This is a genomic window from Mycobacterium sp. UM_CSW (genome assembly GCF_000455205.1).
Classification (GTDB): Bacteria; Actinomycetota; Actinomycetes; order Mycobacteriales; family Mycobacteriaceae; genus Mycobacterium.
This window is the reverse complement of the sequence record NZ_AUWQ01000078.1, coordinates 1-11,718: the sequence shown is the minus strand read 5'-3', so window position 1 is coordinate 11,718 and position 11,718 is coordinate 1. Positions and strand designations below refer to the sequence as shown.

Below are 11,718 nucleotides of genomic sequence, written 5' to 3'. Positions count from 1 at the left end.
CGGGGGCTTTCGCGTCTGCGTGCTCAGAGTGCCGCGGCGATTCGACGCCATTGCTCGCGCGGGAACGCACTCGGGTCCGCCAGCAGCACCTGGACGCAGACGTGGTCGGCGCCAGCCGCCTGATGCTCGGCCACCCTGCGCATGACGGCGCCTTCGTCGCCCCACGCGATGATCGCGTCGAAGAGCCGATCGCTGACCTGCGCCAGGTCGTCCTCGGAGAAGCCAATGCGCAGCAGGTTGTTCGCGTAATTGGGCAACGCCAAATACGCACGCAGCCAATCGGTTCCGACGCGGCGCGCCTCGTCAGCGCTGTCACACAGGATCACGGTCTGCTCCGGCAGCAGCAACGGGCCCTCGCCCAAGGTCGAACGGGCGGACGCGGTGTGGTCGGGGGTGACGAGGTAGGGGTGCGCGCCGCGGGCGCGCGTCGCCGACAGTTCGAGCATCTTCGGGCCGAGCGCGGCGAGCACGCGGGCCGCGGCGGGCACGGGACGCGGTGCGGCGTCCAGCCCGTCGAGGAACGACGCCGTCGCCGCCAGCGGCTTGCGGTAGCGGCCGGGCTCGCCGGCGTCGATCAACGGGGCATGGCTGACGCCGATCCCCAGCAGGAAACGGTCGCCGTGCTCAGCGGTCAGGGCGGCATAGGAGTCGGCGACATCGCCGGCCGCGTGCATCCAGAGATTGAGGATCCCGGTGGCGATCACGGTCCGCGCCGTCGCGGTCAGCAGCCGCCCCACCGCGTCGAACACCGGCCCGCCCACGTCGGGGATCCACAGCGCGGTGAAGCCAAGCTCGTCCAATTCCGCTGCCGCGTCTGCGATTTCGGCGGCATCGCCGTAGCGCAGCTGGCTGCTCCAGATACCCACACCGGCAAGGTCCACGGGCGATCATTCCCTTCGCGTCAAACTTCGACTTCGCTGTAGTCGGGAACCCGCATCGAGTCGTACATGCGCACGCCCTTGGTATTCAGCCTCGCCAGAGACCTGGAGAGCGAGCCGGGCATCAACGAGATCAGTTGAACCCCACGGGTTAACGCCCAGACACCGGCCCGGGAGCCGGGGATGATGGTCCTGGCGGCGCCCCGCGCGAAGGAGCGGCTGCGATGCACCGGTTCGCGCATCTGAAGTTCGTAGGCCGCGAACGCGCGCAGGTGATCGCCGTCGGCCCGGGCGAGTTCGCCAGCCAGCACATAGGCGCCCAGGACGGCGAGGCTGGTGCTGCCGCCGACAGCGGGGCCGGGGCAATAACCGGCGTCTCCGACGAGGGTGACCCGTCGCCGCGACCAGATGTTCATCCGCAGCTGGCTGATCGCGTCGAAGTAGAACGTGGGAGTCCGGTCGATTTCGCCCAGCCAGTCGTCCACCTGAGGGTGCATCCCCGCGAAGGCGTCGCGCAGTAATTCCTTCTGCCGCAACGAATCCCGATAATCGTAGTCGAGCTCATCCTTACTGCGGAACATGAACACCAGCCGGGCGTCGTCCAGATGATCCGCGGTGTAGACGGCCACGAGCCGACCGACGCCGATGTGGCCGAGCATCTCGCCGGGGACGGCCAGCGTCTTGGGCGCCGACACCACCGCCAGGTAGCCACCGATGAAGCGGGTGAGGCCGGCTTCGTCGCCGAACGTTATCCGCCGGACATTGGAGTGCAGTCCGTCGGCGCCGACGATCACGTCGAAGCTGCGGGCAGGGGAGCGCTCGAAGGTGACCTCGCCGTCGGGCTCGATCGCCGTGATGGAGTCGCCGAAGAGGTATTCGACGTCGTCGCGGCCGGCGTCGTAGTAGATCTCGCTGAGGTCGTCGCGCATGATCTCCACGTGCCGATCGGATGCGATGCCCACCAGCTTGGTGAGGTCGACCTCGGTGGGCTGGGGCCGGCCCTCCCGATACATCGTCAGGCGGTCAGTTCCGGTGGCGAGCGCCTCGATGCGGGGCAAGACGCCCATCTTCGCCGAGATCTCGATCGCCGGGCGGAACAGGTCGACGGCGTGGCCGCCCGTCTTGCGCAGCGTCGCCGCGCGCTCGACCACGGTGACGTCGAAGCCATGGCGGGTAAGCCAGTAGGCCAGCACCGGCCCGGCGATGCTGGCACCGGATATCAGAACCCGCATAGCGGGTAAGCCTAACCGCCGATATTTACGCCCAAGCAGCGCTAGTTCTGGTCCTGGGCGTTCTGGGTGAAGATGTCGCCCGAGGTCTGGCCGTTGTCGTTGACGAAATTGGTGTCGTCGGTGGCGAAAGGCGCGGTGACCGACGGGCCGGATGCTGCGTCAGTCGCGGTCTTGCAAGGCGGCGAGGCGATAAACAGTGTGAGCGCCGCGATGGCCGCGGCACCCGCGAAGATCAGTCGGAGCGCACGGACTTTGCGGTGGCGAGCGTGCCCGAGGTTTGTCATGCGTCATTTCTAAGGCCCGGTTGTCGGCGACGGCTGGGTCGAAGCTATGCATCGCCTATGAGGTGCACCCGGCACCGGGCTAAAGTCCCTTGCTATGCGCTTCGGTCTCTTCATTCCCCAAGGCTGGCGGATGGATCTCGTCGGCATCGAACCCGAAAAACACTGGGCGGTGATGCGCGAGTTGGCAGCCCACGCCGACAACGGCGCATGGGACTCGCTGTGGGTCTACGACCACTTCCACACCGTCCCGATGCCAACGGGCGAGGCCACCCACGAGGCGTGGTCGCTGATGGCGGCTTATGCGGCGACGACGTCGCGGATCAAACTCGGTCAGATGTGCACGGCGATGAGCTACCGCAATCCGGTGTACCTGGCCAAGGTGGCCGCGACCGCCGACATCATTTCCGGCGGCCGCATCCAGATGGGAATCGGCGGCGGCTGGTACGAACACGAGTGGCGCGCTTACGGTTACGGATTCCCGTCGGCCAAGGTGCGGTTGGCCCGGCTGGACGAGGGCGTCCAGATCATGCGCGACGCCTGGCGCGACGGCAAGGTCAGCTTCGACGGCGAGCACTACCAGGTCGACGGCGCGATCGTCGCCCCGAAGCCGTTGCAGGACAACGGCATACCGCTGTGGATCGCCGGCGGCGGGGAGAAGGTGACCCTGCGCATCGCCGCGAAATACGCGCAGTACACCAACTTCACCCCGGAGCTCGAGGCGTTCGCCCACAAGTCGTCGGTGCTGGAAGGGCATTGCCGCGAGGTGGGCACCGACTTCGGGGCGATCGTGCGTTCGGTCAACGTCAACGCGATCATCGGGACGTCGGACGACGACTTCAAGGATCGGCTGCGCCGCGTGCGCGACCGGTTGGTCGGCTATGTGCCCGAGGCCGCCGCCGATGCCATGATCGCCGGCACCACCGGGCCGGGCTCGGCAGTGGGCACCGCGGAGCAGGCGATCGAGCGGCTCGAGAAGATCCGCGCCCTCGGGTGTGAGTACGCGATCTGCTATTTCCCGGAGGCCGCGTACGACCGTTCGGGCATCGAGCTGTTCGAACGGGAAGTCATCCCCGCGCTGAGCTAGATGTCGGTGGTCGCGTACCGCGTCTTGACGGGGGGCGCGGCGAGCAGCGGCGGCAGCTCGGCAATCTTGCCCTCGCCGGCCCGGAACGCGCGGTAGGCCTCGTCGTGCTCGACCGTGTCCCAGAGTTCGTAGACCACCCAGTGCGCGTCGTCGTCCTCGTCGACGAGCACGTCGGTGACGAGGTTCCCGTCGAACGCGCGGGTGACTTGCAGCGCCCGGCCCATGACCTCGCGCGCCGCGGACACCGACTCGGGCTTGAGCCTGAGTTCGAGCAGCACCGTGACCGGCATAGTCGTCTCCTTATCGTCGACTCGGGGCTCCGACACCATAACGTGCCGGCGACGGTCACACCGGCCACACCAGTCTCTCGCCGAAGGGATGTCCAATGTGCCCGCCTCATAGCGACAATGCCAGGGGAGGCGGCGGGCCGTGGCCAGGGTTGTCGCTCGGAGGCGGGCAAAACGTCGACCGCCTCGTCCAGGGACGGTGGGTCCGGTGTTTCGGACGAGATTCGGCTACGCGACAATGAGAATGCGGTTTCCACTTTTCGGAAAGCTGTTATACGGTTCAGTTAGCATTGTTCTGTTCGGACGCTGGAGGATCCTTAATGCAGAAGGCGCTGGCCCCCGAAATCTCCACCTGGCCTGACGAGAACCCGCAGCTGATCGGGAGTCGCTGCGCCAACTGCGGTGCCACAACCTTCCCGGTGCAGCAGTGGTGTCCACGTTGCAGCGGCGGTGAGATGACCGAGTTGCTGTTGCCGCGCCGCGGCACCCTGGTGGCGTGGACCACCCAAGGCTTCCCGCCCGGCGCCCCCTACGCCGGCCCGACCGGCAACGATTTCGTGCCCTTCGGCGTCGGCCTGGTGCAGCTGGGCGACATCATCCGAGTCGAGGCGCGGCTGACCGAAAACGATCCGGCCAAGCTGCAATTCGGCCAAGAGGTCGAGCTGACGATGGTGCCCTTGACCACCGACGACGAGGGCGCCGAGGTCATGACGTTCGCTTTCCAGCCGGCGTAGTGGCGGTCGCGAGCGCGGCGGAGCCGGGTGAAGCGGGTCGCCACCAATAATCAAAAGGAGCCTGAGATGACTAACGACGTTGCCATCATCGGTGTGGGCCTGCACCCGTTCGGCAGGTTCGACAAGACCGCGATGCAGATGGGGGCCGAGGCCATCCAGTCCGCGCTGGCCGACGCCCACGTGGAGTGGAAGGACATCCAGTTCGGCTTCGGCGGCAGCCACGAGGTGTCCAACCCGGACGCGGTGACCCGCCTGGTCGGGCTGACCGGCATCACGTTCACCAACGTGTTCAACGCCTGCGCCACCGCCGCCAGCGCGATTCAGCAGACCGCCGACACCATCCGGCTGGGCAAGTACGACCTCGGTATCGCGATCGGGTTGGACAAGCACCCGCGCGGCGCCTTCACCGACGACCCCGCCAAGCTGGCACTGCCGCAGTGGTACGCGCAGAACGGGCAGTTCGTCACCACCAAGTTCTTCGGCATGAAGGCCAACAAGTACATCCACGACCACAACATCTCCCAGGCCACGCTGGCCAAGGTGGCGGCGAAGAACTTCCGCAACGGCGCTCTGAATCCGAATGCGTTCCGCCGCAAGCCGATTACCGAGGAGGAGATCCTTAACTCGGCCGTCCTCAACTATCCGCTGACGCAGTACATGTTCTGCGCGCCCGACGAGGGCGCCGCGGCGGTGATCATGTGCCGGGCCGACATGGCGCACAATTACACCGACAAGCCGGTATATGTGCGGGCCTGCGAGATCCGTACCCGCCGTTACGGCGCCTACGAGGTGCACGCCACCTTCGCTCCGCTGGACGAGGATGTCTCCCCGACGGTGTACGCCGCCAAGGCGGCCTACGAGGCCGCCGGCATCGGGCCCGAGGACGTCGACGTGGCCCAACTCCAAGACACGGACGCGGGCAACGAGGTCATCCACATGGCCGAGACCGGCCTGTGCGCCGACGGTGAGCAGGAGAAGCTGCTGGCCGACGGCGCCACCGAGATCCACGGCTCGATGCCGGTCAACACCGACGGCGGGCTGATCGCCAACGGCGAGCCGATCGGCGCCTCGGGCCTGCGGCAGATGCACGAGCTGGTGCGTCAACTGCGCGGCGAGGCGGGCGAGCGTCAGGTGCCCGGCAACCCGCGCGTGGGCCTGGCCCAGGTGTACGGCGCACCCGGCACTGCCTCGGCGACGATCCTGTCGCTCTAGTTCCTCTGGCAGTGTTCGCCGGGCCCTGCCCGGCCACCAGACGCAAAATCGCCCTAGAATGCCCAGTTTTGGGGGACTTTGCGTCTGCTCGCGGTTAGATCGCCGGGCCCAGTAGGTCGTCCGCGTCGCGGATGATGTAGCCGTAACCCTGCTCCGCGAGGAAGCGCTGGCGGTGCGCGGCATAGTCGGCGTCCAGGCTGTCCCGGGCCACCACCGAGTAGAACATGGCCCCGCCGCCGTCGTGCTTGGGCCGCAGTAACCGGCCCAGCCGCTGGGCCTCCTCTTGGCGCGAGCCGAAGGTCCCCGAAACCTGCACCGCTACCGACGCTTCCGGCAAATCGATGGAGAAGTTCGCCACCTTGGACACCACCAGGGTGGACACCTCGCCGCGGCGAAAGGCGTCAAACAACGCCTCCCGTTCCTTGGTTCGCGTCGATCCCTGGATCACCGGGGCATTGAGCTCGGCGCCGAGTTCGTCGAGTTGATCGAGGTAGGCGCCGATCACCAGAGTCTGCTCGCCCGGATGCTTTTCCAAAATCGACTTGACCACAGCGATTTTGGTGTGCACCGTCGAGCACAGCCGGTATCGCTCTTCGGGTTCGGCGGTGGCGTACATCATCCGCTCGTTGTCGGTCATGGTGACCCGCACCTCGACGCATTCTGCCGGCGCGATCCAGCCCTGCGCCTCGATGTCCTTCCATGGCGCGTCGTAGCGCTTCGGACCGATCAGGGAAAACACGTCGCCCTCGCGGCCGTCTTCGCGGATCAACGTGGCGGTCAGGCCAAGTCGGCGCTTGGACTGCAGGTCGGCGGTCATCCGGAACACGGGCGCCGGCAACAGGTGCACCTCGTCGTAGATGATGAGTCCCCAGTCGCGACTGTCGAAGAGCTCCAGGTGGCGGTATTCGCCCTTGGTGCGCCGCGTGATCATCTGGTACGTCGAGATGGTGACGGGCCGAATCTCCTTGCGCTCGCCGGAGTATTCACCGATCTCGTCCTCGGTTAGCGAGGTGCGCGCGACCAGCTCGCGTTTCCACTGCCGGGCGGCGACGATGTTGGTGACCAGAATCAGCGTCGTCGCACCGGCTTTGGCCATCGCGGCCGCACCGACGAGCGTCTTGCCGGCGCCGCAGGGCAGCACCACCACCCCAGAACCGCCGGACCAGAACGAGTCGGCGGCCAGCTGCTGGTAGTCGCGCAGGTGCCAGCCGTCCTGCTCGAGGCTGATCGGGTGCGCCTCGCCGTCGACGTAGCCGGCGAGATCCTCTGCGGGCCAGCCGATCTTGAGCAGCATCTGCTTGACGCGGCCGCGCTCGCTGGGATGGACGACGACGGTGTCCTCGTCGATGCGCGCGCCGAGCATCGGCGCGATCTTCTTGTTGCGCAGCACCTCCTCGAGCACCGCGCGGTCGAAGCTGACCAGCGTCAGGCCGTGCGCGGGGTGCTTGACGAGCTGCAGTCGGCCGTAGCGGGCCATGGTGTCGACGATGTCGACCAGCAGGGGCTGGGGCACCGCATAACGGGAGAAGCTGACCAGCGCGTCCACGACCTGTTCGGCGTCGTGGCCGGCGGCGCGCGCGTTCCACAGCGCCAGGGGCGTGATGCGGTAGGTGTGCACGTGCTCGGGCGCGCGTTCCAGCTCGGCGAACGGCGCGATGGCGGCGCGTGCGGCGCCGGCCAGCTCGTGATCCACTTCGAGCAGCACCGTCTTGTCGGACTGCACGATCAATGGTCCGTCAGTCAATTGCGCCGCTCCTCCCCATCACTTCGTTCTGCATCGTCGACGGCGCGGGTCATAGCGCCTATTATCCGGACTCCGCCGACACCACCGATGTGATGCGGTGGATGGCGAAGTCACGCAGCCGCCCGGACGCCGAATCGAAGGCAACCAGCTGACCGCCCCGCACGGAGATCGGTGAGACGACCCGCTGGGTGGCCACGCCGGCGGCGTCGAGGTAGCCGATCACCAACGTGTCCTGGTCCTTGGCCGCGCGCTGCAACATCGACATAGTGACCGCGGGGTCGACGCGGATATTCCCGAACGGCGCGGCGGTCACCTTGCGCAGCACCGCGACGACGGCGTTCAGCGTCTCGCCGCTGGGGCGCGGCGCAGGCCGGTAGGGCCGCCGCTGCTGGGGGGTGGGCACCCTCGCTCCGCGAGGCCGGACGTCGACGATCGAACCGGAGGAGTCCTCGGCGGCCGGGGCAAAGCCCGCCTGCCGCAACCTGACGAGCACCTCGGCGATCGGCGCCGGCGACACCGCGACCGTCGGCGCCAGGGCGCGCAACTGCAGGTCCTCCGCGGCCGCGACGGCCTGGGCGAGCAGCACCGGGTCCTCGCACCGCACGAACGATGCGGCCATGCCGATTCGGAGCTGGCCATGCCGACGGGCGACGTCGTCGATGAGGTACGTGAGCCCTTGCGGCACCGGGGTTTTGGAGTGCTTGGTGAAGAGGTCGTGCATCCAGTCGCGGGTCTTGCCGATGTCGAGGGCGTGCCGGATGGACTGCTCGCTGATGCGGTACACCATCGCCGTGCCGGCCGATTCGACGGTGGCGACGGTGGCCAGGTCCTCGGCGAGGTCGCGTTGCAGTGGGCCGGGCACCACGACGGTCAAGTCGGCCTGCAGCAGGAAGTGGTCGATCGGAGCGGGCATCGCGCGCGTCATCGCCTGCACGGCGAGCTCCGGGTCGCCAGCGTCGTCCAGCAGCGCTCGCCCGGGCGTGCTGAGCGCTCCCCGACCGACCAGGCCCAGCGCGTGGCATTCGGCTAGCAGATCGGAAACGGGTTTCGGCTGCAGCCGTCTGGCCCAGCGCGGACGGCGCCAGATCAGCGCGGCCGAGGCGGTGACGGCGTCGACACCGGCCGCGGGCGGCAGCTCGGACAGCATGCCCAGCAGCAGTCGCCGGTCCAGCGGCGCGGCCGTCGAGTAAAGCGAATCGGTCAGGGCGCCATAGGGTTTGGCGTCGGGGCCGCGGGTGCCGACCAAGGCGGGGCGGCCCGGAAGGTCGAGCCAGGTGCCGGCCAGCAGGTGCCAACGCTCGGCCGCGGTCATCGCGGAGAACCGTTCGGTGGCCGCCGTCGGCGCCCAGTACGGTCCCTCGCCCTCGGCGGGCAACGGGTCGGGCATGCCGCTGGCGATCAATCCGGCCGCGGCGGCGACCTCGAGGATCAGGCCCAGCCGCGGTTCCTCGACGCCGGTCGTCTTGGCCAGCCGTTTGAGGTCGCGAATTCCCAGTCCGCCGCTGCGAAGCTCGGAAACCGGTGCGGCGCCCAGGGTTTGAAGCAGCACGTCGAACTCGCGAAGCAGGTCGATGACGGCTCCCGCGGCCACCGCGTCCACGTCGTCCGCGGTGGTGGTCGTCACCACCGGGTCGGGGGCCGTCAGCTGCATGGGCCCGGGATCCTCGCCGCGCAGCACCTGCCCCACGTGCCGGGGCAAGATCACGGTCTCGGCGTCGATGCGCCGCAGCAGACCCGTCGCCAGCAGCTGCGGCACCGGGCGATCCGCCGGGGCACCGGGGGCGGCGTCGCGGGTGCGGCCCATCGGCGAACCCTCGAGCAGCTTTTGCAGGACATCGAGCTGGGCCTGATCGAGGGCGTCGATGAGGCCGGCGATCTCCTCGCCCGTGCGGGAGCTGTCCTCGAGCGTGACCTGCCCCGGGTGCCACGGCAGGGCCGTGCCGGCATCGGCGGCCACCCGGACCGCGGCTTCGCCCCAGACCAGCGCGCGCTGCCGCAGGTCGTCCAGCGCGCCGAGCACGTCGGCCTCGGGGGCCCGGTCGCCGATGAGTGCGAGCAGCTTGGCGATTTGCACCGGGGCCGAATCGGCCTGCAGCACCAGCAGCGCGTCCAGCACCGCCAGCCGCAAGAAGTCCAGGTCGTCGGTGGCGGCCTTGACCGACTGGCGCGCCTGGGCGCGCGCGGCCAGCGCCGCGATGCTGCCAGGCGGGGGCTGGGCGAGGTCTGGCCGGAGTTCCAGCAGTCGGATCAGCCGCTCGTCGGGCAAGTCGGCCAGCCAGGACCCCAGCGGGATGTCCGGGGTGTTATCGGTCATTGCTGACCAGCGTAAAGCAGTCCTCGCGACCGGCTGGTACGCAAATCCCACGGTCAGCGTGGCCTTGCGCCGCGGGCGTGGGCGCCACCTGTCAGAATGGACCCCGTGGCTGACTCTGCTGAAGGCAAGGCGCGCAAGACCAACTACGTCGACAACGGCTGGCCGACGACGGACCCGGACGACCACGCCGTGAGCGAACTGGTGAGCGACCGGACGGGTGCGCTGTCACCCTTCGGGGAGCTGGTCTTCCCGTTGCCCGCGACCGACCTGCCCTACGTTCACCCGGTAACGGTCGTCAACCGATAACCCATGGCTAGGGCCCCAGAGGCCGCCAAGGCCTCGGCAGGCACGCTCTCGCACCTGGACGAGCGGGGTGCGGCGCACATGGTCGACGTCACGGAAAAGGACGCCACTCGGCGCACCGCCGTCGCGGCGGGCGCCCTGCGCACCTCGACTGAGGTGGTGGCGCTCGTCTCGACCGGCGGCCTGCCCAAGGGCGACGCGCTGGCCACCGCGCGGGTGGCGGGCATTCTGGCGGCAAAGCGCACCAGCGACCTGATCCCGCTCTGCCATCAGCTCGCGCTCACCGGGGTGGACGTCGATTTCACCGTCGGCGAGTCGGACATCGAGATCACCGCGACCGTGCGCAGCACCGACCGCACGGGCGTGGAGATGGAGGCGTTGACCGCCGTCAGCGTGGCAGGGCTCACGCTGTACGACATGATCAAAGCTGTTGACCCGGCCGCCCGTCTCGATGACATTCGGGTGCTTCGCAAGAAGGGCGGCAAGACCGGAACCTGGGAGCGGTGATGGGCGAGCGATCCGCACGAATAATCATCGCCTCGAGCCGTGCGTCGTCCGGCGTGTACGACGACCGATGCGGGCCCATCATCGCGGAATGGCTTGAACAGCATGGCTTTTCGCCCGTGCAGCCCGAGGTGGTTGCCGACGGGGAGCCGGTCGGTGAGGCGCTGCGTGGCGCGCTCGACGCCGAGGTCGACCTGATCATCACCTCGGGGGGCACCGGTATCTCGCCCAGCGACGTCACCCCGGACCAGACGGTCGCGGTGCTGGACTACATGATCCCCGGCCTCGCCGACGCGATCCGCCACTCGGGCCTGCCGAAGGTGCCGACGTCGGTGCTGTCGCGCGGCGTATGCGGCGTGGCCGGCCGCACGCTGATCGTGAATCTGCCGGGATCACCCGGAGGAGTGCGCGACGGGCTCGGCGTGCTCGCCGACGTGCTCGACCACGCACTCGACCAGCTCGCCGGCGGGGATCACCAGGGATGACCCGGCTGCTGCGCGCCGCCATGACCGAAGAGCCGATCGTTCTGGCGGAGCACGAAGAGTTGGTGGGCCATCAGTCGGCCGGGGCGATCGTCGGCTTTGTCGGCATGATTCGCGACCACGACGGTGGGCGCCGGGTGGTGCGGTTGGAGTATTCCGCGCATCCGTCGGCCGAGCAGGTGCTGGCCCACGTCGTCGGCGAGGTCGCCGAGTTGTCCAGGGGGGTGCGCGCGATCGCGGCCAGCCACCGCATCGGCGTGCTGCACATCGGGGAGGCGGCGCTGGTGGCCGCGGTGGCCGCCGACCATCGGCAGGAGGCGTTCGACACCTGCGCGCAGCTGGTGGACACCATCAAGGCGCGGTTACCGGTGTGGAAGCACCAGTTCTTCGACGACGGCACCGAGGAGTGGGTGGGCTCGGCCTAGTGACGACCCGGGCGCCCTCCCACAATCGGCAGGTCTAGCGGGAGAGCGCCGGGCGTCTGGGATAAGTGGAGGCGTCAGCTGGCTTGGGGCGGCTGCCCCAGGGCGTCCAGCGCGTCGTTCCCGTGGATGTCGGCGCCGCGGATCGCTTCCAACAATTGCCGGGTGAAGCCCACGTCCGCGGTGCGGGGTGAGTCGGACGGCGGCGCGGCGTCCGCGGGCGGCGCCGGCGGCACGG

At 68.6% G+C, this 11,718-nt stretch carries 13 protein-coding genes; 7 read left to right on the top strand and 6 right to left on the bottom strand.

The window, feature by feature from the left end:
• Positions 1-23: 23 nt before the first annotated feature.
• From N415_RS23705 to N415_RS23695, 3 genes are read right to left on the bottom strand one after another with little or no spacing between them, the layout of a single operon-like run.
• Complete coding sequence (locus tag N415_RS23705; RefSeq protein ID WP_068187299.1) at positions 24-881, bottom strand: LLM class F420-dependent oxidoreductase; 858 nt, start codon at positions 879-881, stop codon at positions 24-26.
• Between the two features lie 20 nt (positions 882-901).
• Positions 902-2,110 (bottom strand): FAD-dependent monooxygenase, encoded by a 1,209-nt coding sequence (locus N415_RS23700; protein WP_068187297.1) that lies wholly within the window; start codon positions 2,108-2,110, stop codon positions 902-904.
• Positions 2,111-2,151: 41 nt separating this feature from the next.
• Positions 2,152-2,394, bottom strand: a complete 243-nt coding sequence (locus N415_RS23695) for a hypothetical protein (RefSeq protein ID WP_068187295.1) — start codon at positions 2,392-2,394, stop codon at positions 2,152-2,154.
• A 94-nt stretch (positions 2,395-2,488) separates the two neighbouring features.
• Between N415_RS23695 and N415_RS23690 the strand changes: the two genes are divergently transcribed.
• Complete coding sequence (locus N415_RS23690) at positions 2,489-3,478, top strand: LLM class F420-dependent oxidoreductase (protein WP_068187293.1); 990 nt, start codon at positions 2,489-2,491, stop codon at positions 3,476-3,478.
• On the opposite strand, the gene N415_RS23685 is transcribed toward N415_RS23690, so the two are convergent.
• On the bottom strand, positions 3,475-3,768 hold the full coding sequence (locus N415_RS23685) for an antibiotic biosynthesis monooxygenase (RefSeq protein ID WP_068187291.1): 294 nt from the start codon (positions 3,766-3,768) through the stop codon (positions 3,475-3,477). The two genes, N415_RS23690 and N415_RS23685, sit on opposite strands and share 4 nt — an antisense overlap.
• A gap of 317 nt (positions 3,769-4,085) precedes the next feature.
• On the opposite strand from N415_RS23685, the gene N415_RS23680 reads away from it, so the two are divergent.
• Both N415_RS23680 and N415_RS23675 read left to right on the top strand, forming a co-directional pair.
• Entirely contained in the window at positions 4,086-4,499 is a 414-nt protein-coding gene (locus N415_RS23680) for an OB-fold domain-containing protein (RefSeq protein ID WP_068187289.1), read from the top strand.
• A 66-nt stretch (positions 4,500-4,565) separates the two neighbouring features.
• Entirely contained in the window at positions 4,566-5,711 is a 1,146-nt protein-coding gene (locus tag N415_RS23675; protein WP_068187287.1) for a thiolase family protein, read from the top strand.
• A 94-nt stretch (positions 5,712-5,805) separates the two neighbouring features.
• Here N415_RS23675 and N415_RS23670 read toward each other — a convergent pair whose 3' ends face one another.
• Together N415_RS23670 and N415_RS23665 are read right to left on the bottom strand one after the other, a co-directional pair.
• A complete protein-coding gene (locus N415_RS23670; protein WP_068187285.1) occupies positions 5,806-7,455 on the bottom strand; it encodes a DNA repair helicase XPB in 1,650 nt (549 codons plus the stop codon).
• Positions 7,456-7,516: 61 nt separating this feature from the next.
• Entirely contained in the window at positions 7,517-9,769 is a 2,253-nt protein-coding gene (locus N415_RS23665) for a helicase-associated domain-containing protein (protein ID WP_068187283.1), read from the bottom strand.
• A 105-nt stretch (positions 9,770-9,874) separates the two neighbouring features.
• On the opposite strand from N415_RS23665, the gene N415_RS23660 reads away from it, so the two are divergent.
• Genes N415_RS23660 through N415_RS23645 form a run of 4 tightly spaced genes read left to right on the top strand, consistent with a single transcriptional unit; the run spans position 9,875 to position 11,483 of the window.
• A complete protein-coding gene (locus tag N415_RS23660; RefSeq protein ID WP_173817347.1) occupies positions 9,875-10,075 on the top strand; it encodes a hypothetical protein in 201 nt (66 codons plus the stop codon).
• Positions 10,076-10,078: 3 nt separating this feature from the next.
• Entirely contained in the window at positions 10,079-10,579 is a 501-nt protein-coding gene (gene moaC, locus N415_RS23655) for a cyclic pyranopterin monophosphate synthase MoaC (RefSeq protein ID WP_081665463.1), read from the top strand.
• Positions 10,579-11,061: a MogA/MoaB family molybdenum cofactor biosynthesis protein gene (locus tag N415_RS23650; protein WP_068187301.1), complete on the top strand. Its 483-nt coding sequence runs from the start codon at positions 10,579-10,581 to the stop codon at positions 11,059-11,061. The genes moaC and N415_RS23650 overlap by 1 nt, the downstream gene beginning before the upstream one ends.
• Positions 11,058-11,483, top strand: coding sequence for a molybdenum cofactor biosynthesis protein MoaE (locus tag N415_RS23645; protein ID WP_068187279.1), 426 nt, complete (start codon positions 11,058-11,060; stop codon positions 11,481-11,483). Before N415_RS23650 ends, N415_RS23645 begins: the two co-directional genes overlap by 4 nt.
• The last annotated feature ends 235 nt before the right edge of the window (positions 11,484-11,718 follow it).